We start from the raw sequence: 23,965 nt of genomic DNA, 5'->3' as shown, positions 1-23,965 counted from the left end.
GGTGTGGCAGACGATCGCCAACCTCTGGCGACTGAAGCATCTGCGGGGACGTATTCTGTTTACGCTGATGGTGATTGCCCTGTACCGGATTGGCACGTACTTCCCGGTGCCGGGCATGAACACCGCGGCTCTGTCAGGTACGCAAAACAACGCCTTCTTCAACCTGATGAACATGTTCTCAGGCGGCGCGTTCTACCGTTTCTCCATCTTTGCCATGAGTGTTACGCCGTACATCACGGCGTCAATCATCATGCAGCTGCTCCAATATGGGGTTGTGCCCCGGTTTGAAGAGTGGCAGAAAGAGGGAGAGTCCGGGCGTCAGAAGATCACGCAGGTCACCCGTTACCTGACCGTCGTACTCGGTCTGTTGCAGGCCGCAGGGCTTACGTACGAATTCACGCGCAGCGGACTTCTGTACTCCAATACCTTGTGGTCGTACGCCGTCGTCGTCGTGGCGCTGACGGCTGGCGATACGCTGTTGATGTGGTTTGGTGAAATGATTACGGAGAAGGGCGTCGGCAACGGCATCTCCATCATTATCTTCACCAACATCATTTCGCAATTTGGGCAGATTGGCCAGGAAATCGCGGCCAACTGGTTTACTGCTCACCCGGGGAGCTTGTTCCTGAACATCCTCAAGGTGCTACTGCTCTTCGCTGGCATTGTCGTGATTTTCGTCATGATTGTGTTTGTGCAGCAGGCGGAGCGGAAGATTCCTGTTCAATACGCGAAACGCGTCGTCGGCCGTACGGTGTACAGCGGGCAGCAGACGCACATTCCACTGAAGGTGAATGCCGCCGGTGTGATACCGGTGATTTTCGCGATGTCGCTGCTAATTCTGCCTTCCACAATTGCCTCGTACTTCACGAAGTACACGTGGGCGCAGGCGATTGAGCGGTATTTGTACCCAAATTCGCCGTGGTTTATCGCAGCTGAGATTGTGCTCATCATTCTGTTCACGTTCTTCTATACGCACGTGCAGTTGAACCCCCAGCAGATGGCTGAGCAGCTCCAGAAGAACGCCGGCTACATTCCTGGCATCCGTCCTGGTAAGGACACGGAAGACTACATCGTTCGTGTCGTCAACCGCATCACGGTGTTCGGCTCACTGTTCCTCGGCGTAATTTCGGTTCTACCGTTCCTGCTATTGTCCGGCATGAACCTACAGAATGTGTACTTCGGCGGCACGTCGCTCTTGATTATCGTCGGTGTTGCGCTGCAGACGATGCAACAAATGGAAGGGCAGATGCTGCAGCGTCACTATCGCGGGTTTATTCGCTAGCAACCGCTCTCGAAGGGGGAACCAGTCATGCAAGTGATGATGCTCGGATTGCCGGGCGCTGGCAAAGGCACACAGGCGAGCCGAATCCATGCGGACTACGGCATCCCGCACATCTCGACAGGTGACATGTTCCGGGCGGCAATCGCTGCACAGACACCGCTCGGACGCGAGGCCCAGAGCTACTTGGAGAGCGGTCGCCTTGTTCCAGACGAGTTGACGATCGGCATTGTGCGTGAACGTCTGCTAGAGCCGGACGCTGCCCTCGGTTTCGTGCTCGACGGTTTTCCGCGCACGCTGCCGCAGGCGCAAGCGCTAGATGGAATGTTGAAGGCACTCGCTAAACCACTCGACTGCGTACTGTACATCCACGTACAAGAGGAGGTTTTGCTCGCGCGATTGACCGGACGCAGACTGTGTAAGTCCTGTGGCGCTACGTACCACCTCGTTTTTCAGCCGCCTCTGCGAGCAGGCCGCTGTGATGTATGCGACGGGGAGCTATATCAGCGGACCGACGACACTGCAGAGAAGGTCGCGACGAGACTGCAACAATACGCCCAGACGGAACCGCTTGTCGATTACTACCAGGAGCGCGGTCTTCTGCGACAGGTGGACGGGGAACAGGAGATTGACAGTGTATACGACGAGATCAAGCGCGAACTTGATCGCTTGCAGTCCAGGTCGAGGTGACAGGGATTGAAAACTCCCGCGCTGCCAGAAATCGGGCGTATCGTAGAAGTCGTTCGCGGGCGTGACCGCGGTTTATACGCCGTGGTCGTCGGTCACGAACCAAGCCGGTTCGTTCAGATTGCCGACGGCGACAAGCGTAAGGTCGACAGCCCGAAGAAGAAGAACGTCCTGCACATCCGCACGATGCCCATGGTGGCGGATGAAGTGGCGCAGATCGTCGCGGGTGGGGGCCGAGTCACAAACGCAAATCTGCGGTACGCAGTTCGGCGATTCTTGGCAGAACATCCACAGCGCATGGAAGCGCAAGAGGAGGAGGGGGTAGAGCGTGGCGAAGGATGACGTGATCGAAGTCGAGGGAAAAGTGATTGAACCTCTACCGAACGCGATGTTTCGCGTCGAGCTAGAAAACGGCCACAAAATTTTGGCGCATGTCTCCGGCAAGATTCGGATGCACTACATCAAAATCCTGCCAGGCGACCGGGTGACGGTAGAGTTGTCCCCATATGACCTGAGCCGTGGTAGAATTACGTACCGGTACAAATAGTTGAGACTGGCTGTTTGTCGTCAGATTCGCTATGATATACCGGATGAGGAGGGTGCAAAGTGAAAGTTCGACCGTCTGTCAAACCGATGTGCGAAAAGTGCAAGGTCATTCGCCGCAAGGGTACGGTCATGATCATTTGCGAAAACCCGAAGCACAAGCAGCGCCAAGGGTAATCCTGCCGGATTCTGTTGGTGCAGGAAGTCCGGCCGTCCGGCCGGTTTAGTTCCGTCAATCGCGGTCTGCAGCGCGGCTGCCCGCAAGGGGTCTGCACCGTGTTTGAATAGATGATATCTTTTCGGAGGTGGACGAAGCGCATGGCACGTATCGCAGGCGTAGACTTGCCGCGAGACAAACGGGTGGAAATCGCCCTGACCTATATTTTCGGGATTGGTCGCACCACCGCGAACCAGGTGCTGAAACAGGCTGGCATTAACCCAGACGTTCGCGTGAAGGACTTGAGCGAAGAACAGGTAATTCAACTGCGTGACGTCATTGACAAGACATTGAAGGTCGAAGGCGACCTGCGCAGAGAAATTGCTCTGCACATCAAACGGCTCGTAGAAATCGGTTCGTACCGCGGTTATCGTCACCGTCGCGGCCTGCCTGTCCGTGGACAACGCACAAAGACTAACGCCCGCACGCGTAAAGGTCCGCGCCGGACAGTAGCTGGCAAGAAGAAGTAATAAGGAGGATCACGAATGCCGAAGACACAGCGCAAAGGTGCAGCCGCAACTCGCACTAAGCGGCGTGACCGTAAAAATATCGAAGTTGGCGTCGCGCACATTCGCTCGACGTTCAACAACACACTTGTCAGCATCACCGACGCGACCGGCAATGTAGTGTCGTGGTCTAGCTCGGGCAACGTCGGCTTCAAAGGATCGCGCAAGAGCACGCCGTTTGCTGCCCAGATGGCAGCAGAGACCGCCGCGCGCACCGCAATGGAGCATGGCATGAAACAGGTAGAAGTAAGCGTTAAGGGACCTGGTGCAGGTCGCGAAGCTGCCATCCGTTCACTGCAGGCCGCTGGTCTCGAAGTGACGGGCATCCGCGACGTGACGCCAATTCCGCACAATGGCTGCCGTCCACCGAAGCGCCGCCGCGTCTGACGTCTGGCGGTGCGCAAGTCGGGTGCAAGGCGCACGAGTGGGAATCTCTAAAAGCGGCAGAAGAAGACTGTCTTCTGCTTGGGTATAGATCGAATTGGAGGTGTCAACACTAGAATGGCAAGATATACCGGACCAGTGTGCCGTCTCTGCCGTCGGGAAGGCATCAAGCTGTACCTGAAAGGCGAGCGGTGTTTCAGCGAGAAGTGCGCGATTGACCGCCGCCCAACGCCGCCCGGACAACATGGGCAAGGCCGCCGACGGAGCTCAGAATATGGATTGCAGTTGCGAGAGAAACAGAAGGCGCGTCGCTACTACGGTGTGCTTGAGAAGCAGTTTGAAGGCTACTATGAAGAAGCTGCACGCAGACAGGGTGTCACAGGCGAAAACCTGTTGCGGTTGCTTGAGAGCCGACTGGACAACGTCGTGTACCGACTCGGCTTTGCTGCATCACGCAAAGAAGCACGTCAGTTGGTGCGCCATGGACACTTTGACGTCAACGGACATCGCGTAGACATTCCCTCGTACCTGACCAAGGTAGGGGACGTTATCGTGATTAGGGAGAAAAGTCGATCGGTCGACCGCATCAAAGACTTGATGGAAGCAGCTGAGTCCAAGACCATCGCGCCTTGGCTGGAACTTGATGTGGCGAGTTTCAGCGGCAAGGTAACCCGCCTGCCGGAACGTGGAGAGATCGACACGCCGGTAGCCGAGCAGATGATTATCGAGCACTATTCACGGTAATCATCGCCAGGCGTCCGTTCATGCCGGGGCTTAGGTCGAGGAGGAGGGTTATGGATGATCGAAATTGAGAAGCCGAAAATTGAGGTGGCGGAACACAGTGGGAACTACGGCAAATTTGTCGTAGAGCCGCTGGAGCGCGGGTACGGCACCACGCTTGGGAACTCGCTGCGCCGAATCCTGTTGTCGTCTATTCCGGGAGCCGCTGTGCGCTCGGTGAAGATTGAGGGAGTCTTGCACGAGTTCTCCACTATCCCGGGCGTTGTGGAAGATACGACCCAGCTCATCCTCAACCTGAAGCGGCTCTCGCTCAAGATTCACTCCGACGAGGAGAAGGTCCTCATTATCGACGCCAATCAAGCTGGCGCTGTGACCGCAGGCGACATTCGCGCCGACTCGGACGTGGATATTGTCAACCCTGACCTGCACATTGCTACCCTGACGGATGGGGCGCATTTGTACGCTGAACTGCGTGCCGGGCGTGGGCGTGGCTATGTGTCGGCGGACAAGAATAAGCTCGAAGAACAGGAGATTGGGCTCGTTCCAATCGACTCCATCTATTCTCCAATCACGCGCGTGAATTATACGGTCGAGAACACGCGTGTCGGGCAAGTCACGGACTACGACAAGCTGACCCTGGAGGTCTGGACCGATGGCAGCATCGCGCCCCAGGAGTCGGTTAGCATCGGCGCCAAGATTCTCACGGAGCACTTGATGTTGTTCGTGGGTTTGACGGACCGCGGTCAGGACGCTGACATCATGGTTGAGAAAGAGGAGTCACTGTCTGACCGCGCGATGGATATGCCGATCGAAGAACTCGACTTGTCGGTGCGCTCGTACAATTGTCTGAAGCGTGCTGGCATCAACACTGTAGCAGAACTGTGTGGCAAGACTGAGGACGAGATGATGAAGGTGCGCAACCTTGGACGCAAGTCGCTCGAGGAAGTGCTCGAAAAGCTCTCCGCACTCGGATTGTCGCTGCGCGAAGAAGACTAACTGCCGCCGCGGTGACGCGGTCGGCGAGAGAGAACGACTTTGTGAGGGAGGGTAACGTCGTGTCATACCGCAAACTCGGCCGCACCTCGGCTGCGCGTAAGGCGCTGTTCCGCAGCTTGGTGACCGACTTGTTTCAATACGGACGAATTGAGACGACCGAGGCGAAAGCGAAGGAGATTCGCAAAGTAGCCGATAAGATGATCACGCTCGCGAAGCGCGGCGACCTGCACGCGCGCCGTCAAGTAGCTGCCTTCGTTCGCCCGGAACCGGTCGACGAAGACAACAAGCAAGACGTGATTCAAAAACTGTTCGCGGAGATCGCACCGCGCTTTGCTGAGCGCAACGGCGGCTACACGCGCATTCTGAAGCTTGGACCCCGCCGCGGTGACGCAGCTCCGATGGTTCTGCTCGAACTGGTCTAAGCCGAGCGGGATTGGCGTTTGGACGGGCGGTGAAAGTCGTGAAGATGCGGGCAACCGTCGCGTACGACGGAACAGACTTCCACGGATTTGCACGTCAGCGTGGACTACGCACCGTGCAGGGTGTCCTGGAAGAGAAGCTGTCGGGACTGACCGGTTCGCGAATCGAAGTCTTCGGATCGGGTAGGACGGACGCGGGTGTACACGCAGAGGGTCAAGTGGTGCACTGGGAACAGTCCGTCGGGCCGCCACCGGAACGGTACCCGGCCATCTTCCAGCGCATTCTGCCGCGTGATCTGTTGGTCCGCGACGTTACGACGGTACCTGATACGTTCCACGCGCGCTTCTCAGCTGTAGCAAAGACTTACTGCTACACGATACAGACGGCCACGGAGCCTGATATCTTTACCCGTCGTTACTCGTGGCATTTGCCAGTCAAGGTTAGCCTGGAGCGGATGCGCCAAGGCGCGGCCTACCTGGTTGGGGAACATGACTTCACGAGCTTCTGCGCGGCAGCGACGCCGGTGGAAAACAAAGTCCGAACGGTGCATCGGCTGAGCGTCGAGCCGCGTGGTTCGTACTTGCTCATCACGTGCACTGGCAGCGGATTTCTGCAGAACATGGTGCGCATCATTACAGGTACCCTGGTCGATGTAGGGCTCGGCAAGATGGATGCTGACCGTGTGCCAAGTATTCTTGAGGCCAGAGACCGAACAGCGGCCGGGCGCACCGCACCACCAGAAGGGCTGAGCCTCTGGGAAGTTTATTACGACGCTGAGTTTCACGCCCATGCTTGACTGGCTGGGCACCGTGCGATAGAATATTTCAACTGTAGGAGGGAAGAACCGCATGCGTACAACGTATATGGCGAAGCCGGGCGCAGTCGAGCGGAAGTGGTACGTGATCGACGCACAGAACCAGCGCGTTGGCCGTCTCGCCACGCAGATCGCTGCGATTCTGCGCGGAAAGCACAAGCCTGAGTTCACGCCGCACGTTGACACTGGCGATTTCGTCGTCGTCGTCAATGTTGATAAGGTCGTGTTCTCATCTAATAAGATGGATACCAAACTGTACCGTCGTCACTCCGGTCACCCGGGTGGACTAAAGGAAATTACCGCTCGCGAAGTGTTAAACACACATCCGGAGCGGATTCTGTATGCGGCTGTGAAAGGTATGCTCCCACACAACACGCTTGGAGCGGCGCAGCTGACCAAGTTGAAGCTCTATGCCGGTCCGGAACACCCGCACGCGGCGCAGCAACCTGAGAAGCTCGAGGTCTCCACAAACTAATCGAAAGGAGGGTACTGCTCTTGGCACAACTTCAGTACTGGGGTACAGGTCGGCGTAAAAATGCAGTAGCGCGTGTACGACTGTTGCCGGGTGACGGCAAGGTCGTGATCAACAACCGTGAGTTTGGCGACTACTTCCCGCTGGAAACGTTGAAGTTGATCGTAAAGCAACCGCTCCTGTTGACGGAGACGGCCAGTCGCTACGACGTGTACGCAAACGTCTACGGTGGCGGCACCTCCGGTCAAGCAGGCGCTGTTCGCCACGGCATCGCCCGGGCGTTGCTCCGTGTCGATGCGAACCTGCGGCCAACCTTGAAGAAGGCGGGCTTGCTGACTCGTGACGCACGTATGAAGGAACGTAAGAAGTACGGCTTGAAAGGCGCTCGCCGTGCTCCGCAGTTCTCGAAGCGCTAATTACATCGTTGCCGGACAATCGATTTGTCCAATCGAAGAGATGCCAATGGCATCTCTTTTTTGCGTTTTGCGTACACTGTACCGGGAAGGGTTTTGGACAACCAGAAGGCCGTCTATGGCGGCCGTGACAAAGGACGTGACGGATTGACCAATCTTGCGCTAATTCGACGGAAGTCGCGCCGAATCATAGCTGCGTCGTTCGCAACCGCTGCGTGCCTCAGCGGAATCACGCTGTTTAGTCCGTCAGCACAAGCGAGCACGGAACCGGGTCTCGTCGGCAAGCGCATCGTGATCGATGCCGGTCATGGCGGGCGTGATGGTGGCGCTGAATCGGCCGATGGAAGAAAAGAGAAAGATACGACACTGGCTGTAGCGAATGACTTAGCAGCCCTTCTGCGTCAATCGGGCGCGCAAGTGTACCTGACACGCGACACAGACACCGACCTGACCCAACCATCCGACCTTGGGCATAGACAGCACGCTTCGCTGAGGGCTAGGACGGTATACACCAAGGAGAAGAGACCAGACGTATTTATCAGCATTCACTGTAACGGCTCCCCGTCACCGACATGGCGAGGTGCTCACGTCATCTACCGCGATGGCAACGAGGAAGCCAAAGCGCTTGCGACAGTGATGCAAGAGAACTTCAGAGCGTACCTGCTGCCGACAAAGCGAACGATTGACGACACTAGCACACTCTACTTGCTTAGGCGTATCGAGGGTCCCGCTGTACTAGCGGAAATTGGTTTCATGACGAACCCACAAGAATCTGCGGCCATGCAGACACCTGCGTACCGGCAGCGAGTAGCGTTTGTCATGTATAAGTCGGTGGTCGAGTACTTTGGACAGGTTGAGAACTCGAAAGATGAACCTACGGCTGCTTTACCCTGAAGGAAGTGAAACGATGGGAAGGCGAAAAACGCGGGGACCGTTGTGGGTTGCCGTTGCTTGCGTTGGAATTCTCGCTGTCTGGTGGACTCATCAGCGCGCGGCCCCTACTGGTCAGGACGCGATTCGTGGAATCACGGTTCACGCCAATACGTCGAACCTGCCCCTGACAGTGGTGGCCACCCATTCAACGTGGAACAATCGCCCGCTGTATCGACTGAAAGATGTGTCGAAACGCCCCTTATCCTATTTAGAGATTTACAGTTGGAGCAATGAACCACTGCCAATTGTCTGGTCGGGAAACGCTCTGCCAACGCCATTTCCTCAGCATGGCCAGGTTGCCATGCCGCCAGTCACAGTACTTGCGGGGCAAAGCGCCTGGTTCGAGCTGGGGGAAGCGCTGCCGCAAAAAGTCACCGTTGTGTGGCGTCAAGGCAACCACGCTGTGTACGAGGCGTTGACGATTCGGTAATGCTGCCAGTGTGCCTCGCTGACTGTTTGGCAACCGAGCCTCACTGTTGTACACTGAGATGCGGAATGCCAAAAGGGAGGGACATACCGTTGGTGACACGAGACGAAGTACTCCAAGCCCTTCGGGACGTTGAAGACCCGGAGATTCATAGAAGTATTGTTGAACTTGAGATGGTCCAGGAGATATCAGTGGAAGAGTCCCGGGTTCGCGTTGAAATCCTTCTGACAATCACGGGTTGTCCCCTGCACACAACGATTGAGAACGCTGTCCGCGAACGCCTGCTCTCCTTGCCTGGTGTAGCCGAGGTGGACGTCGTGATTGGCCACATGAACGACGAGCAACGTGCCCGATTCACAGAAAAACTGAGGGGAAAACCAGAAGGGCAGAGCCAGGCAGTGCCGAAGCTTCTGGAACCGGAGAACGGCGTCGCATTTGTGGCGATTGCTTCGGGTAAGGGTGGAGTTGGTAAGTCAACCGTAACCGCAAACCTCGGGGTTGCGCTTGCGAAGCTAGGGCTGCGCGTGGGCATCATTGATGCAGACATTTACGGCTTCAGTATTCCTGGCATTTTTGGCGTGAAAGCAGCGCGCCCAACCGTGATCGACGAGCTGATTCTGCCAATTGAAGCACATGGGGTAAAGCTGATTTCCATGCATTTCTTTGTTCCAGATGGCAATCCAGTTGTGTGGCGCGGGCCTATGCTCGGAAAGATGTTGCGTAACTTCTTCGGTGAGGTTCACTGGGGAGACATGGACATAATTTTGCTAGACCTGCCGCCTGGCACGGGCGACGTCGCGATGGATGTTCATCAACTGTTGCCGAAGAGCAAGGAAGTCATTGTGACGACTCCCCAGACAGCTGCTTCCGATGTAGCAGTTCGCGCAGGCGTCATGGGTGTCCGGACAAATCATGAGGTACTGGGTGTTGTCGAAAACATGTCATACCTCACTTGCGAACATTGCGGCGAACGCACGTACCTGTTTGGTCGCGGCGGAGGCGAGCGCGTTGCGAAGGAACTGCGCACCGACCTGTTGGCGCAAATTCCGCTTGCGAACATGGACACTCAGAACTCTTCTTTGTTTGAGGAAGGCTCCGAGCAAGCGGCGGTATTTGCGAAACTTGCCGTACAGGTGATGGACCGTCTCGGCGTCAAGGCACCAGCTGCGATGTGAACACAAGTGTGTCCGGCACCAGTGTCAGTATGCTGGTTTCGGTTGACGTTGAAAATGTCGCTGTCAGCGGGAACTCACCGTTGCGGCGACATTTTTCGCACGTGTAAGACCAACACACCGTGGAGGACGACACCCTCGTCGTTCACGCTCGGTCTTACGACTGCCCGCCACCACCGCTACCTCCGCCACTCTCGTTGCCACTGCTTGTACCGCCTGAACTCGAGCTACCACTGCCAGAGCTTTGTCCCTGGGACTGCCCGCCTGCAGCTTTCATCGACTGTGCAACTGCGCCTTTCAAAGCGTCCTCAAACTGGATGCGGAAACTCGGCGTCTGCAACGCGTCGGTCATGATCTGCATGACTTGTCCGCGATATTGCGGACTCTTCATCATGGTTTGCAGGTATGTCGTAAACTCGGGAGACTGCATCAGTGCAAGCATTTCCTTTTGATACTCCGGGTCCTTCATCAGCTGTTTAATCGTGGCCGTCAGCTCAGGCTGGACAGCTTTGGACAACGCTGCAGCGAACTCGGGGTCTTTCGCTTGCTGAGCAAGAAAAGACTGGTTCTGCTTGGTTTGCAAAGACTTTTCGACTGCTTTGGCGATGTCCGTGTTGGAGACAATAATCTGGCTCTTAACAGACGGATCCTTAAGAATCTCCTCAACCGCAGACTTGCCCTCCGGTGAATGAAGGATGTCGACCACCATTTGCTTGGTTGTCCCGTAGTCCTGCTGTCCGGCGCTGCTGGCGTCCGCAGCTGTTCCCATGTTTCCAGTCCCACACCCAACGGTTAAGAGTAGCGAGAGGCAAAGGGTCGCCCACGCTTTGACTCGAAGTTTCACTTCTGGTCCTCCTGCCTGTATCCATTGATTCTTTCGCTCAGTATGTGTAACAGCACGGGGCCTTATGCGAGCTGAGTTCGTTGAGAGGGCCGACCCCGTGCTGTATGATGAGAGGCATGTCAACGTATACATGAATGCGGCAGCCGGGTGGGACTGTGACGTGTCTAACTCACTGTACTTCGGATTTAACCTTGGCCTGATTGAGAAGCTCAGATACGCTGACAAAGTGGTAGCCCTCTTGCCGCAGGCCTGCGATGATTTGCGGCAAGGCCGCCGTGATCTGTCTCGAAGAGTCACTGGCATGCATCAGAATGATGTCACCAGGGACAGCCCGCTTTAAGACCCGATTGATGAGTGCTTGCGTTCCTGGGTTTTTCCAGTCAAGCGAATCGGTATTCCACTGGATCACGGTGTATCCCATGCCGTTCAGACAGCGCAGTACACGTGGGTTGAAGTCACCGTTTGGCGTCCGAATCAACCGGGTTTTGACGCCGGTCACTTGGTAAATTGACTTCTCTGCGATCTGTACCTGTTCACGGACCCAACTGTCCGGATAGCTGGAGAAGTCCTTGTGTAGGTTTCCGTGACTGCCGATTTCAAAGCCCATGCTGTGGATTCGCTTGGCGGTCTCTTGGTGCCGCAGGGTCCACGGCCCGCTGAGAAAGAACGTCGCGTGTTTGACCTTGTCTTTTTCGAGCACGTCAAGCACAGGTTCTGGCACCTTCTCCCCCCATGAGATGTCAAAGGTGAGAGCTACAACCTTTTGGTCTGTGTCAACTTTGTAGACCGCGCTCGGCGTCTTTACAGCTGGTGCCTCTTTCGCGCTCACTGACGCTGGGCAGGCGGCGGCCATGATGGCGATGCTGGCTAGCAAGGTGCTCAAGCGACGGTGAAACGTTCGTTGTGTTGTTTTCAAGATTCGGACCTCCTTCTCAAACCTGTGCAAAGTGTGTGCGGTGAGCGCGATGACTATTCCCAACTAGTGGAGGTATCTCGATGAACCGTATGGAACACAGACTGCGTTCGCGAGGTGGACTCGTGTACTGGCTCGTCGCTGTTGCGCTCTTGGCGTCGGGGTTCGTGGTTGGAGAGCTATGGCCAGCGCATTTCCTGCACCTCTTGCGCCCATCCATCCTGCACATTCAGCACATTGCTCGGACCATCGACCGCAATGGCAACGCATTAACCGCCATCTGGACAGTGTTTTGGAACAATACTCGGGTGGCACTGTTGATGATGGTGCTCGGTGTTTTCGCTGGGGTTTTTCCAATCTTCACGATGTGGACAAACGGTTTGATGATGGGAGTCGTGACTCACGTCACCGCAGCGCACGTGCATGTGCAAGGGTGGAAGGTGGTCTTGTTTGGCGAAATGCCACACGGTATTTTTGAACTGACGGCCTTGACGTGGGCCTGCGCATTGGGTTTGCGGCTGGCGGTTGCGGCGCTACAATCTGTCTGGGCCCTCCTTGGCAAAGGAGGTGCAAAGGGCGCTAGCGGTGGACTTGCGCTGGCCCGGGTCGAGAACGAGACCCCAGTTGCGAATTTCCGTCAGGAAGTTCGCCACGTTATCGGAAGGATCCCGTTCATCTTGGCCATCTTATGGGTGGCTGCATGCATTGAAATTCTGGTGACGCCTCATCTCATCCGCGCTTTCCTTGGCTAAGCCAGAACAACGTGGTCAGGAGCGCACATCAAGTACAAAGGAGTGGAGTCTATGAAGGAACTGCGTATTATCGGAGCGCCATCGGACCTCGGACAAGGACGACGGGGAGTCGATATGGGGCCGAGTGCTATTCGCTACGCCGGCCTTGCCGAAAGCTTGCAGGCATTGGGGTACGTCGTCAAGGACCTCGGTAACATCGACGTACCGACGCCGGAGATGCATCAAGTTGTCAATGAAAAATTGAAATACCTTCCGGAAGTGACTCGCGTTTGTGAGGCCTTGAACGAACATGTCGCTCGGGTCATGGCAGATGGGCACATCCCGATTGTGCTCGGCGGAGACCACAGCATCTCCATTGGCAGTGTTGCTGGTGTGGCTGCAGGAGGACGGTCGTACGGCGTCATCTGGTTCGACGCGCATGGTGACATGAACACGGAAGAGACCACGCCATCCGGGAATATCCACGGCATGCCGCTCGCCGTGAATGTCGGGAAAGGCCACGCAGACCTGCTTGCTGTCGGCGGCAGCAGCCCGAAGGTGAATCCTCAAAACGTAGTGCTTGTCGGAATCCGCTCGATCGACGCCGACGAAGCCGCCTTGATTCGCGAAACTGGCATACGGGCCTACACCATGGCAGACATCGACCGGATGGGGATGGCAGCTGTGATGGCGGAAGCGATCGACATCGCGGGGCGCGGTACGGATGGTATTCATCTGAGCCTCGACCTCGACGCGATTGACCCGATGTTCGCTCCTGGTGTCGGAACCCCGGTCAACGGCGGGGTCACATACCGAGAAGGGCACCTCGCGATGGAACTGCTCGCAGCGTCGAGGAAGGTGACTTCGGTCGACATCGTGGAAGTGAACCCCATTTTGGATGCGGAAAACAGGACAGCCCGGATGGCCGTCGAACTAGCTCAGTCGCTGTTTGGCAAGACGGTTATATAGAGAACGTAGTTTTTTAACACTTGGCGCGCAAAAGCCCAACCCAACCGGGGTGGGCTTTTGGCGTTTCGGGTAGGCGCTGCTAAACATACGGTAACAGCAGTCGGCCCACGTCGACCCTCGTTCGCGTGCGGCTTTCGTACCAAGACGGGCGAAGGAGGGGTTCGAGTGCTGTACGCTGCGCTTGGTGATTCGATCACGTTCGGATACAGCGCTTCGCAGGATGAACGAAGTTTCGTGGCTCGAGTTCGTCGGGCGCTCGCGCGGAAGGGAAAGGTCAGTTTGTACACGTGTGCGAAACCAGGATGGACCTCAAAACAATTGTTGCGAGCCGTTCGGCGGACTCCGGAGTGCATTTGGGACGAGGCTCGAGTTGTGACAATTTTAATCGGGGGCAATGACCTGTTGTGGGCTGCACCTTGGCTGGTGGAGAGCAATCCCGGGCACGTGATGAAGGTTGCCGGCCGCCTGTACGACAACCTGACCGAAGTGGTGCAGTGTGTGTCCCGGCCGACGTCGACGTTGCTCTTGTGCACCGTCTACAACCCGTTTCCAAACTCTGTCTTAGCGGCCGAGTACACGAATGCGCTGAACCAATCAATTCGCAGGGTGGCAAAGCGACATCACTTGCGCATCGTCGACCTTGATGCTGTGTTTCAGGGACGGGAAGAGTCCTTGATTGACGGCTATCAGCGCGGACAGATTCGCGACATTAAGTTCCGCGGCAACCCTGTGCACCCCAACGACACGGGCCATCAACGCATCGCGCAAGCCTTGTTGTCCGTCTACAAAAGGCGCAGCGACCAGACCCACTCCACGCGCCTGAGTAAGCCGACCAAGCATCGTCCCGGCCTTGCGACCCGTAGACACAGAATGCCCACGACGACTACTTGACTCAGTTATGCGAGTGCGAAACAATGGAAGGAAGCGAAAGGGCCAGCGTTGTCCAGGATGGGTGGCAAAGAAATGGCGTTGTGGCTGGAAGTCTTGCGCAAGTTTACTGTACTTGACATCATCGACATCCTGATTGTCGCCTTTGTCCTTTACCGCTTCCTGGTGCTGATTCGCGGTACCCGCGCGGTACAGCTGCTCAAAGGCGTCATCGTGATCCTCATCGCCACGGCCATCAGCAGCGTGCTGCACTTACAGGCGCTCAGTTGGCTGCTTAATAAAATCATCACGATTGGGTTCATCGCCATCCCGGTCGTATTTCAACCTGAACTGCGCCGTGCGCTTGATCAACTCGGACGTGGCGGATTCTTTCGATTTTCTCTCGGAAACGCATCTGCCGAGGACATGCGTCACGTCATTTCTGAAGTCGTGAAGGCTACACAGGTGTTGTCCAAAAATCGAATTGGGGCGCTCGTCGCGATGGAGCGTCGGACCGGCCTCACGGAATACACCGAGACTGGCACACTGATCGAAGCCGTGGCGAGTTCGGAACTGCTGATCAACACGTTTATCCCGAACACGCCTCTACATGACGGAGCTGTAGTCATCCGTGGCAGCCGATTGGTCGCTGCAGGGTGTTTTCTGCCGCTGACCGATGACCGTGATTTGGACAAGAAGCTCGGCACTCGGCACAGAGCTGCGATCGGTCTGACCGAACAATCTGACGCTGTCGTCGTCGTCGTGTCCGAAGAAACAGGACAAGTTTCCGTTGCGGTAGACGGCGTGTTAACCCGCAACTTAAGCGAAAGCGCCCTGACCGAGCAACTACAGAACCTGTTGGTTTCCCCTGAATCGAAACCGGTGTCGTGGTTCAAACGAAAGGCGGAATCCTGACATGGACCGGCTGCTGATGAACAACACGATGTTGCGAGTAATCGCAATTATTCTTGCTGTTGCCCTGTGGCTCGGAGTTCACGCGCCGAATAGCGGCGCAACAGGGGTGACGAATGGCATCGGCATCTCGCAGCAGTTTCCCAAGGCGATACAAGTCGAAGTGCCGCACGGTTTCGTGGTTACATCCGTAGAGCCGAGCCGTGGCGCCGTGGTGGTCAACGCCAGTGTGCAAGATTTGCCGGGATTGCCTGCAAAGATGCTTGGTGTGACTTTGGTTGCAGATGCCCGCGGACTGACCGCAGGCACACATCAGATACACGTCGCTGCCCTGAATATGCCGGCACTGCACAGCAGCAGCTTTTCTGTGCAACCGTCCTTGGTGACCGTTACGTTAGCTCCTTCGGTTACCCGCTCGTTCAACGTGACAGTAGACGTACAAGGCAGTCCCCAGAGTGGCTATTCGCTCGGACAGGCGAGCACCGACGTAGCTGCGGTACAAGTCAGCGGTGCACAGGCGGATGTGGCGCGTGTCCAGCGTGTCATTGCCAACGTGTCGGTCGCTAGTGCAAAACAGACGGTAACGCACATTGCAAACTTGATCCCGGTCGACGCCAAGGGGAACCCAGTGCCAAACGTCACGACGTCGCCTGTGAACTGCACGGTGACTGTGCCTGTCAACACGCCCGCGGAGTCGGCGCAGATTCAGCCAGAAGTCGTTGGCCTCCCGGCAGGGGGGTACGCAATCGCTGGGTTACAGGTGAAACCGGGGACCGTGCAAGTGACCGGGACCATCCCAACGCAGCCGAACGGCGGGCCGCTTCAGATTCAACTTCCGGTAGATGTCACAGGTCTTCAGTCGACCCGCACTTTACAAGTGCCAGTTCCGCTCCAAAATGGAGTGCAGAATGCATCGCCGTCTTCAGTTGCAGTGACAGTGAGGGTCGAAAAGAGTTTGTCGCGCACGTTTACAGGCGTTCCAATCCAAATCCAGCACGCTTCCACAGGAGAGACAGTCAAACTTGCGTCGACTCACACTGTGAACCTGACTGTCTCAGGCCCACAGTCGGTCGTTAGCGCGCTCACCGCGAGCAGCTTTACGGTGTATATTGATGCATCGACACTTGCCAATAGCAGCACCAGTGCAACAATCCAAGTGCTCGTCCCCGCGTGGGTTCAAGTCACCCAACTCTCGCAGCGCACCGCGACAGTGACCGTGTCTGGGGCGGCACATTAAGTCGTTAGCTGTGATTTTACGCCATTGTCTGATCCGGTTCTCTGTGGCAGAATGAGTGAGGATTTCTGAAGGAGCGTGCGTCTCTTGTCTCGATTGTTTGGAACCGACGGCGTCCGTGGTGTCGCAAATCGCGACTTGACGCCGGAGTTGGCGTTTCGTTTAGGACGAATTGGCGCGTATCTGCTGACGGACCATCAAGCAGGGGCGCGCTTTGTGATTGGCAAAGACACCCGAATCTCTGGCGATATGCTCGAGAGTGCCCTAATCAGCGGCATCTTGTCGATGGGTGTGGATGTACTGCGCCTCGGAATCATCAGTACGCCTGGCGTAGCGTATGTTACGCGACTGCTACACGCAGACGCTGGCGTAATGATTTCGGCTTCGCACAATCCCGTGGAAGACAACGGGATCAAGTTCTTTGGCGGAGACGGGTTCAAATTGCTAGACGAAGTGGAGATGGAATTCGAGCGACTGCTGACCGAGGCGGATGATACCTTGCCTCGCCCAGAGGGCGTGAAGGTTGGGCGTGTGTACGAGGAACCTGGAGTTGCCGCCTACCAGAGATTTTTGCAGAGCACGGTCACTTCTTCATTCGAAGGTTTGCACGTCATCCTCGACTGTGCAAATGGAGCGGCTTATCATATTGCTCCACACGTGTTCCGTGCGCTTGGAGCCAAGGTCACAGTGGTGAACGACCAGCCCGACGGTACTAACATCAATGTCGGTTGTGGTTCGACCTACCCACACGTCGTTCAGCGCGCGGTGCTCGAGTACGGAGCCGATGTGGGCCTTGCGTTTGACGGGGATGCCGATCGGCTAATCGCGGTCGATGAGACCGGGCAGGTCGTCGACGGCGACTATATCCTCGCAATCAGCGCTTTGCACATGCATGAGCGAGGACTACTAGCGAACGACACGGTAGTAGCAACTGTGATGAGTAACCTTGGCTTTGTCAAAGCGATGGCCGACCGCGGCATTTCAGTAGAGCGAACAGCTGTCGGAGATCGCTATGTGATGGAAACGATGCGCGCGGGGCACTACGTGCTCGGTGGTGAGCAGTCAGGACATGTCATTTTCCTCAATCATTCGACCACTGGGGACGGGGTCCTCACAGCGTTGCAATTAGTGCATACGATGGTGCAGAAACAAGCACCGCTCAGTCAACTGGCGAAAGTCATGACGAGATATCCGCAGTTGCTGGAGAACATCCGTGTGCGAGACAAGCGGGCGTGGCGAGACAACCCAGCAATTCTCACGGTCATGGACGCCTGTGAACAGCAACTCGGCAGTCAAGGACGCGTCCTTGTGCGCGAGTCAGGCACCGAGTCGATTGTGCGCGTAATGGCCGAGGGACCTGATGAGGTGCTGCTGCGCACTTGCGTCGAAGAGATGGCCAGGGTTATCAAGGACGAACTTGGCAACTGACAGTCGGAGCAGGAGAGGAGGTGTTGCTGGCTGATGACGGGTTAGCAGCCTAGAGTGAGGGAAGTCAACCGGACAGGTTTCACTTCGACATCACAATGCGTAAAATGCCGGAGTCGCGTTCGGTGTGCGACCTGACGACCGAGCAAGGGTGTCGCTGTGAATCTTCCACTCGACGACACAGGTAGCGCCAGGACTGATTACAGGGCAGTGGAATGTTCCTGACCCTCGTCAGTTGACGCGGAGGAGGTAGGCGAACCATTCGGCGGGTGCCTCCCGGCGTGGACCGCGCCGCAAACAGGGCTCGAAAACCATGAGGTGACTCATGGCACAAGAGTGAGTAGGTCAACCAAGGAGGAACGATACCGTTCATGTGTGGAATCGTTGGGTACGTTGGACCACGGAACGTGTCGGAAGTTGTTGTCGGCGGACTGAGAAAATTGGAGTACCGCGGCTATGATTCATCTGGGATCGCGACGATCGACGACAAGCAACTGCATGTCGTCAAAGCCGTCGGTCGGCTGTCTGCGCTTGAGGAGAGGCTCAGCACAGAACCTGTACAGGGAAGTATTGGCATCGGACACACGCGTTGGGCGACACACGGCCGTCCGTCAGATGAAAATGCGCATCCGCACCAGGACTGCAGTGGCCGTTTTGCAATTGTGCACAATGGCATCGTCGAGAATTACCTAGCACTTCGCGAAGAGTTGACAGCGAAGGGCCACCAGTTCAAATCGGAAACAGATACGGAAGTCGTCGTACACCTGATTGAGGAACTATACAACGGTGACTTCATTCAAACAATGGTTCAAGTCGGCAAGCGCCTGCACGGGGCGTACGCGCTTGTTGCCATTACAAAAGATGCGCCAGGCACCATCATTGCCATGCGCAAGTCAAGCCCACTCATCGTCGGGCTCGGGCAAGGCGAGAACTTTGTCGCATCCGATATTCCTGCGATTCTCGAGTACACGCGCGACATCTACGTTCTGGAAGACGGAGAAATGGCAGTACTCGATACCAGTCACGTGACGTGCTTTACGATTGACGGCGAACCGGTGCAGAAAGAAGTCTACAAAGTCACATGGGATGCTGTTGCAGCAGAGCGTGGCGGGTACGATCACTTTATGCTCAAAGAGATTCACGAACAGCCAAAAGCTATCCGTGACACACTGATTGGGCGGGTGTCTGAGGACTTAAAGTTGGTCACGCTCACAGAATTGAAGTGGCCGGCGGGTTACGCAGAACAGGTAGACCGTATTCACGTCGTTGCCTGTGGGACCGCGTGGCACGCGGGACTGGTTGGCAAGGCGGTTCTTGAAGAGTTGGCGGGAATCCCGGTTGAGGTGGACATCGCATCCGAGTACCGGTACCGCGAGCCAATTCAAACCGACAACACGCTGGTTGTCGTGATCAGCCAGTCCGGTGAGACCGCAGATACCTTGGCGGCCCTGCGTGAGGCGAAGCGACGCGGTCGGCGGGTGCTTGCAATCACAAACGTCGTCGGTAGTTCAGCAGCTCGTGAGGCTGACGATGTGCTCGTCACGCAGGCGGGTCCGGAAATTGCGGTGGCGTCGACCAAGGCCTACACCACGCAGTTGGTGGTGCTGTACCTGTTAGCTCTACACTTTGCAGTGGCACGCAACCGCATCAGTGTCGACGACCTTCACGCCGTGCTGAAGGGCATTGATGGCCTGCCGCAGGTCGCCGACCAAGTGCTTGACACAGCTCCACAGATTGAGAAGTTTGCTCAGGACTGGGCACACGTAAATGACACATTTTTTATCGGGCGTGGGCTCGATTTTGCAGTCGCATTGGAAGGTTCGCTGAAGCTGAAGGAGATTTCCTACATCCACGCAGAAGCTTACGCGGCGGGGGAACTGAAGCACGGCACACTCGCGCTGATTACCGAGGGTGTTCCGGTGATTGCCCTCGCGACTCAGACTGCGCTCTATGACAAAACCATCAGCAACATCAAAGAAGTGACGGCGCGAGGTGCGTTCGTCATGGGCATGACGTGGGCAGGCGATGAGGACCTGCAGAAGTCTGTAGATCAGGTGATCTACCTGCCACAGACGCTGCCGCTCTTGGCACCTCTCGCTGCCGTGATTCCACTTCAGTTGTTGGCGTACTACGCGGCAGTGGCGCGTGGAAGTGATGTCGACAAACCACGCAACTTGGCGAAGAGCGTGACGGTGGAGTAACGTGTGAACAATGATTTTTGATTACTATGAGTTATAGCTTCAAATGGCACAAAAAATATTTAACTTTGCCACTCGCGCGTAACTGCAAATGACACTTCGTTTTGGCTCCCGCTATGGTATAATCCTTGCCATGGCGGGATTTTTATATACTCGAACGAAAATTTTCGGAAAAGGTATAATATTCCTCGTGGTAACACACAGTATACTGAAGTTCAAGCAGATCGAATCTCAACAAATGGCATAAGACGTGCCGTGAATCCGCGAGGAGGCCCGCCATGCACTGGATCGGAAAGGCATGGGAAAAAGAAGATGTTGAATTTGCGCCGAAAAGGAAAGTGGATAACAGGGACAGTAAACAACGGCCTCATGTGATTGGAGCATTTCACAGTCACAAGATGAATGTCGTTGCGGAATACGAGTCGTTGACAGAGTGGGCGTTTTATTCACTACTCGAACTAGAAAGGGACACAGTTCGCTACTACGTCCAACCAGTGCGCATTCACGTACCGTACACTGATGATTTCGGAAACCTGAAAAGCTGGACGCATGTACCTGATGTCCTCGTTTTTCGGGAAGGCTCCATTCCTCACCTCTATCAGACCAAAGAATCTCCGGATGACTCAGAGGCAAAGCTAAAAATCATCGATAAGGCTTGTGAAAGGTACGCAACATCACATGGGTGGAACTACACTGTCATTTACCCGAAGTCACTACCGAAAGTTGTCTCCAGGAATATAGATCTACTCGCCGGATTCACCAAGAAGCGGAGGTGGTTTGAAAGCTACGCCCCCCAAATCATATCCAAACTTCGATTCATTGGACGCGCTTCCATAACTGAGTTATCCCAGAGTTTCATCCCGCAATATGACCCTCTGCTAGTGTGTTCGCAAAACGAATTTCTACTCCAGCAAAATAAGTTCGACCCTGAGTAAAATAAGTTGGTTCCTACAGCACGGGTGGATTCGGGTCAAAAGCCTGAATTCGCCCGTGTTTTTGTGTTGCAGGGACGAGGCGTTTTGGGGCAAGGGTAAGACAAAACCGAAGGAAATAAGACGCGAAAAAGCCCGATATAACAAGGATTCCTCGACCATGCCCGATCAAAAATGAGAAAAAATACACGACCAAATCTGCTCTCCCTCAACCCTCCAGCCCTGCTTTTCCCTTCGCGCCAGCGACCAACTTCTTTTTACGCAAAATCGATGAATCTGGAAAAATCACGGAGAAAAACGGGTGAAAAAAGGCGTGATCCACTGTAGATCGAATTTGACGGTAGAATATGGAAGGGAGTGAGGGCGAAGGCGGGAAAATCCTTGTGGGGCAAGGGAAGAGGCAGGGTTGAGGGGGGAGTGAGTCAGAAACCAATTTGATTTGACGACTACATAGTACAGGAAGCTAAATTTGATTTCAGAACTCATGGGTTGGATTTGAAATTGGGGATAGGGGGGAGGGCTACCGTGAATCCTCGCTGGATTACACGTCCACAAATCGTCACAATGTAGTTGAGGTGACAAAGTGTGAATGGTTCAAACGGAGAACGACAGCTTCAATTACAATATGGGACTCAAAATCGAGCGCAAGGTTTCTACGACAATCAAATGCTCCAAAAGTTGAATCCAGAGATGGTGAATTTTATTGCGAAGCAACAAATGGTATTTATCTCAACGGCGGATGCTCGTGGCAATTGTGACACCTCGTTTCGCGGTGGAGATCCAGGTTTCGTCAAGGTGTTAAATGAAATGACGATTGTTTACCCCGAATATAGAGGCAATGGCGTTTATGCAAGTTTAGGAAACATCCTTGATAATCCCCATATTGGCTTACTTTTCATTGACTTTTTTGAGCATTGTATCGGGTTGCATGTAAACGGAACGGCGACGATCGAACAGGAAGTGGATGGTGTATCGGATTCGCGTGCAGAACGGTGGGTTCGTATTAAAGTTGAGGAAGCATATATTCACTGCTCCAAACACATTCCTTTATTAAAGCGACTTGATAAAGACATTCACTGGGGAACCGACGATGTTCAATTTAAAGGTGGGGATTACTTTAAGGCAAAGGTAACAAATCAGTCTGAGCAGGGGTGAACCAGAAGGGTGCTTCGGATCCAGGGCAGTTCTCCAAGTGCGCTGTTTTGGGAATGTGAGGGAGTAAATCACTGTTCTGTCCTGACTATGTGGTAGGCTTAATACAGGTAAAGCCTCGAAAGAAGGGAACGAATGCATCTATGAATCAGTCCTATTCCACCAGCAGAAGTCGAGGCAACCGCTTCTTTATGAAAGTTCCAGAAATCACGATATACTTCTGGATCGTGAAGTTGCTGACAACCGCCATGGGCGAATCGACATCTGACTATCTCGTCTATCACATCAATCCGTATATTGCTGTCGTTCTTGGGTTCATTGGCTTCGTGATCGCACTTGTCCTACAGTTTTCCGTCCGTAAATACGTGGCGTGGGTTTACTGGCTATTTGTCATGATGGTAGCGATTTTCGGTACGATGGTTGCTGATGTTACGCACATTGTCCTGGGTGTACCTTACTATGCTTCAACCATCGCATTTGCCATTATTTTGACTCTGGTGTTCACGACTTGGTACAAGGTGGAGGGAACACTGTCTATCCACAGCATCAATACCCGTCGCCGAGAGATATTCTACTGGGCGGCTGTGTTGGCAACGTTCGCGATGGGAACTGCCACAGGGGATATGACCGCGATGACGTTACATCTGGGCTACTTGCCGTCAGGGATTCTGTTCATCGTGTTGTTCCTCCTCCCAGGCATTGGCTACTTTCTATTTCGCCTTAACCCCATCTTTGCATTCTGGTTTGCCTACGTTATGACCCGACCCCTTGGGGCTTCATTCGCGGACTGGCTTGGAAAGCCGAAGAGTATCACGGGTCTGGGATATGGTGATGGGATGGTTGGGGGCATATTGACCGTGCTTATCGTGATCTTCGTGGGATACTTGACGGTGAGCAAAAGGGACGTGCAACGGGAAACGACGAGAATGGGACATGGGCAGTACGGAAGGTCGGGACTGAGAGAAGAGTAAAGCATGCTGGGAAATCTGCTTTACTCTGGACGAAGACTACAGCTACAGTTCCTATTGAGGTTTACGCTTATCGGGAGCGGGTATAGTGATTTTAAAGGCTCAACACGGTTTGAACCTGGATTTAGATAGTATTGCTGTCGATTGTAATAAATGTTAAGATGCGATAATTTAGAAAAAACCAAAATCATCCTCTTTATGAGGGTTTTCAGAGTGTGGGAATGGTGACGAAATCCATCGACAATTTGTCAGGAAGAGTCGATTACAAGATAATGTTCTTTAAGGAGTGATTACATTGTCAGACCTCTTCAAAGAATTATTTGGTCATGGGCATCATGGACATCACGGAGACCATGACGAACACCATCGGCATCACGGACATCACGACGAGCATCATCACGATCATCATGACCATCATGACCATCATGACCATCATGACCATCACCATGAACGGGAGTACGTTGCAAGTCCTGTTCGACGGGTTGCGAGCATCCAGTGTCCAAGTTGTGGTCACGAAAATGGATTGAATCATAATTTCTGCTCAAATTGTGGATATAATCTCAAACCTCAACCGTTGAGGTGTTCAAAGTGTGGAACGGAAGTCAGCGGAGGGTCGTTCTGTCCGAATTGCGGAAACAAACTTTAGAGAATACTACGCCTAAGATTGTTCTGGCTTGTGCAAAAATCTTCGCCGTGAAGCGACGCTCACGGCTTTTCTCTGTTCCCATGTAGAACCTTCGTTTTAATTGCGCCGCCAGACCAACCGCGAATATATCCTTGAGAAATTGTCGTTTGGTATTTTCATGCCAAGGTCGT

The 23,965-nt window shown here is 54.8% G+C and carries 30 protein-coding genes; 28 read left to right on the top strand and 2 right to left on the bottom strand.

The window, feature by feature from the left end; all coding sequences use genetic code 11:
• Window position 1 precedes the first annotated feature (1 nt).
• From secY to JC200_RS09790, 16 genes are all read left to right on the top strand, one after another.
• A complete protein-coding gene (gene secY / locus JC200_RS09865; protein WP_274436085.1) occupies window positions 2–1,282 on the top strand; it encodes a preprotein translocase subunit SecY in 1,281 nt (426 codons plus the stop codon).
• A gap of 27 nt (window positions 1,283–1,309) precedes the next feature.
• Entirely contained in the window at window positions 1,310–1,969 is a 660-nt protein-coding gene (locus JC200_RS09860) for an adenylate kinase (protein ID WP_274436084.1), read from the top strand.
• A 6-nt stretch (window positions 1,970–1,975) separates the two neighbouring features.
• Window positions 1,976–2,308 (top strand): KOW domain-containing RNA-binding protein, encoded by a 333-nt coding sequence (locus JC200_RS09855; protein ID WP_274436083.1) that lies wholly within the window; start codon window positions 1,976–1,978, stop codon window positions 2,306–2,308.
• Window positions 2,295–2,513, top strand: coding sequence for a translation initiation factor IF-1 (gene infA, locus JC200_RS09850; protein ID WP_021296639.1), 219 nt, complete (start codon window positions 2,295–2,297; stop codon window positions 2,511–2,513). The genes JC200_RS09855 and infA overlap by 14 nt, the downstream gene beginning before the upstream one ends.
• A 59-nt stretch (window positions 2,514–2,572) precedes the next feature.
• A complete protein-coding gene (rpmJ, locus tag JC200_RS09845; RefSeq protein WP_029421856.1) occupies window positions 2,573–2,686 on the top strand; it encodes a 50S ribosomal protein L36 in 114 nt (37 codons plus the stop codon).
• 141 nt (window positions 2,687–2,827) lie between these two features.
• Window positions 2,828–3,196 (top strand): 30S ribosomal protein S13, encoded by a 369-nt coding sequence (rpsM, locus tag JC200_RS09840; protein WP_274436082.1) that lies wholly within the window; start codon window positions 2,828–2,830, stop codon window positions 3,194–3,196.
• 15 nt (window positions 3,197–3,211) lie between these two features.
• Entirely contained in the window at window positions 3,212–3,619 is a 408-nt protein-coding gene (gene rpsK / locus JC200_RS09835) for a 30S ribosomal protein S11 (RefSeq protein WP_274436081.1), read from the top strand.
• A 114-nt stretch (window positions 3,620–3,733) separates the two neighbouring features.
• Window positions 3,734–4,360: a 30S ribosomal protein S4 gene (gene rpsD / locus JC200_RS09830; protein ID WP_274436080.1), complete on the top strand. Its 627-nt coding sequence runs from the start codon at window positions 3,734–3,736 to the stop codon at window positions 4,358–4,360.
• 54 nt (window positions 4,361–4,414) lie between these two features.
• Window positions 4,415–5,353, top strand: a complete 939-nt coding sequence (locus tag JC200_RS09825; protein WP_274436079.1) for a DNA-directed RNA polymerase subunit alpha — start codon at window positions 4,415–4,417, stop codon at window positions 5,351–5,353.
• 59 nt (window positions 5,354–5,412) lie between these two features.
• A complete protein-coding gene (gene rplQ / locus JC200_RS09820) occupies window positions 5,413–5,775 on the top strand; it encodes a 50S ribosomal protein L17 (RefSeq protein ID WP_274436078.1) in 363 nt (120 codons plus the stop codon).
• Window positions 5,776–5,813: 38 nt separating this feature from the next.
• The gene (gene truA / locus JC200_RS09815) at window positions 5,814–6,569 is read left to right on the top strand and encodes a tRNA pseudouridine(38-40) synthase TruA (protein WP_274436077.1); all 756 of its coding nucleotides are present in this window, start codon (window positions 5,814–5,816) and stop codon (window positions 6,567–6,569) included.
• Window positions 6,570–6,621: 52 nt separating this feature from the next.
• A complete protein-coding gene (gene rplM / locus JC200_RS09810) occupies window positions 6,622–7,062 on the top strand; it encodes a 50S ribosomal protein L13 (protein ID WP_274436076.1) in 441 nt (146 codons plus the stop codon).
• A gap of 20 nt (window positions 7,063–7,082) precedes the next feature.
• Window positions 7,083–7,475: a 30S ribosomal protein S9 gene (gene rpsI, locus JC200_RS09805; protein WP_274436075.1), complete on the top strand. Its 393-nt coding sequence runs from the start codon at window positions 7,083–7,085 to the stop codon at window positions 7,473–7,475.
• A 93-nt stretch (window positions 7,476–7,568) separates the two neighbouring features.
• A complete protein-coding gene (locus JC200_RS09800) occupies window positions 7,569–8,366 on the top strand; it encodes an N-acetylmuramoyl-L-alanine amidase family protein (protein ID WP_274436074.1) in 798 nt (265 codons plus the stop codon).
• A 13-nt stretch (window positions 8,367–8,379) separates the two neighbouring features.
• On the top strand, window positions 8,380–8,835 hold the full coding sequence (locus JC200_RS09795; RefSeq protein WP_274436073.1) for a hypothetical protein: 456 nt from the start codon (window positions 8,380–8,382) through the stop codon (window positions 8,833–8,835).
• Window positions 8,836–8,924: 89 nt separating this feature from the next.
• Entirely contained in the window at window positions 8,925–10,007 is a 1,083-nt protein-coding gene (locus JC200_RS09790; RefSeq protein WP_274436072.1) for an Mrp/NBP35 family ATP-binding protein, read from the top strand.
• 154 nt (window positions 10,008–10,161) lie between these two features.
• Here the strand turns inward: JC200_RS09790 and gerD are convergent, their stop codons facing one another.
• Window positions 10,162–10,848: a spore germination lipoprotein GerD gene (gene gerD, locus JC200_RS09785; RefSeq protein ID WP_274436071.1), complete on the bottom strand. Its 687-nt coding sequence runs from the start codon at window positions 10,846–10,848 to the stop codon at window positions 10,162–10,164.
• 169 nt (window positions 10,849–11,017) lie between these two features.
• Window positions 11,018–11,701 carry a polysaccharide deacetylase family sporulation protein PdaB gene (gene pdaB, locus JC200_RS09780; RefSeq protein ID WP_443111905.1) on the bottom strand — a complete coding sequence of 228 codons (684 nt, stop codon included), beginning with the start codon at window positions 11,699–11,701 and terminating at the stop codon, window positions 11,018–11,020.
• Between the two features lie 143 nt (window positions 11,702–11,844).
• Here pdaB and JC200_RS09775 point away from each other — a divergent pair, with 143 nt between their 5' ends.
• The 12 genes from JC200_RS09775 (at window position 11,845) to JC200_RS24445 (ending at window position 23,795) form a co-directional block, all read left to right on the top strand.
• Window positions 11,845–12,513: a stage II sporulation protein M gene (locus JC200_RS09775; RefSeq protein ID WP_274436069.1), complete on the top strand. Its 669-nt coding sequence runs from the start codon at window positions 11,845–11,847 to the stop codon at window positions 12,511–12,513.
• 51 nt (window positions 12,514–12,564) lie between these two features.
• A complete protein-coding gene (rocF, locus tag JC200_RS09770) occupies window positions 12,565–13,461 on the top strand; it encodes an arginase (RefSeq protein WP_274436068.1) in 897 nt (298 codons plus the stop codon).
• Between the two features lie 165 nt (window positions 13,462–13,626).
• Complete coding sequence (locus JC200_RS09765) at window positions 13,627–14,352, top strand: SGNH/GDSL hydrolase family protein (RefSeq protein ID WP_274436067.1); 726 nt, start codon at window positions 13,627–13,629, stop codon at window positions 14,350–14,352.
• Window positions 14,353–14,424: 72 nt separating this feature from the next.
• Window positions 14,425–15,243, top strand: a complete 819-nt coding sequence (cdaA, locus tag JC200_RS09760) for a diadenylate cyclase CdaA (RefSeq protein ID WP_274436066.1) — start codon at window positions 14,425–14,427, stop codon at window positions 15,241–15,243.
• A gap of 1 nt (window position 15,244) precedes the next feature.
• Complete coding sequence (locus tag JC200_RS09755; protein WP_274436065.1) at window positions 15,245–16,477, top strand: CdaR family protein; 1,233 nt, start codon at window positions 15,245–15,247, stop codon at window positions 16,475–16,477.
• An 84-nt stretch (window positions 16,478–16,561) separates the two neighbouring features.
• Window positions 16,562–17,902, top strand: coding sequence for a phosphoglucosamine mutase (gene glmM, locus JC200_RS09750; RefSeq protein ID WP_274436064.1), 1,341 nt, complete (start codon window positions 16,562–16,564; stop codon window positions 17,900–17,902).
• A gap of 368 nt (window positions 17,903–18,270) precedes the next feature.
• Window positions 18,271–20,100, top strand: a complete 1,830-nt coding sequence (gene glmS, locus JC200_RS09745; protein ID WP_274436063.1) for a glutamine--fructose-6-phosphate transaminase (isomerizing) — start codon at window positions 18,271–18,273, stop codon at window positions 20,098–20,100.
• Window positions 20,101–20,375: 275 nt separating this feature from the next.
• Window positions 20,376–21,032: a PDDEXK family nuclease gene (locus tag JC200_RS09740; RefSeq protein ID WP_274436062.1), complete on the top strand. Its 657-nt coding sequence runs from the start codon at window positions 20,376–20,378 to the stop codon at window positions 21,030–21,032.
• A 582-nt stretch (window positions 21,033–21,614) separates the two neighbouring features.
• The gene (locus JC200_RS09735; RefSeq protein WP_274436061.1) at window positions 21,615–22,184 is read left to right on the top strand and encodes a pyridoxamine 5'-phosphate oxidase family protein; all 570 of its coding nucleotides are present in this window, start codon (window positions 21,615–21,617) and stop codon (window positions 22,182–22,184) included.
• A 140-nt stretch (window positions 22,185–22,324) separates the two neighbouring features.
• On the top strand, window positions 22,325–23,152 hold the full coding sequence (locus JC200_RS09730; protein WP_274436060.1) for a COG4705 family protein: 828 nt from the start codon (window positions 22,325–22,327) through the stop codon (window positions 23,150–23,152).
• Between the two features lie 323 nt (window positions 23,153–23,475).
• Window positions 23,476–23,676 carry a hypothetical protein gene (locus JC200_RS09725; RefSeq protein WP_274436059.1) on the top strand — a complete coding sequence of 67 codons (201 nt, stop codon included), beginning with the start codon at window positions 23,476–23,478 and terminating at the stop codon, window positions 23,674–23,676.
• Window positions 23,673–23,795, top strand: a complete 123-nt coding sequence (locus JC200_RS24445) for a double zinc ribbon domain-containing protein (protein ID WP_443111889.1) — start codon at window positions 23,673–23,675, stop codon at window positions 23,793–23,795. The genes JC200_RS09725 and JC200_RS24445 overlap by 4 nt, the downstream gene beginning before the upstream one ends.
• The last annotated feature ends 170 nt before the right edge of the window (window positions 23,796–23,965 follow it).

The organism is Alicyclobacillus sp. ALC3 (assembly GCF_028751195.1).
Classification (GTDB): Bacteria; Bacillota; Bacilli; order Alicyclobacillales; family Alicyclobacillaceae; genus Alicyclobacillus_L.
Note: the sequence above shows the minus strand (reverse complement) of the source record. Positions and strands in the feature narration are given on the sequence as shown.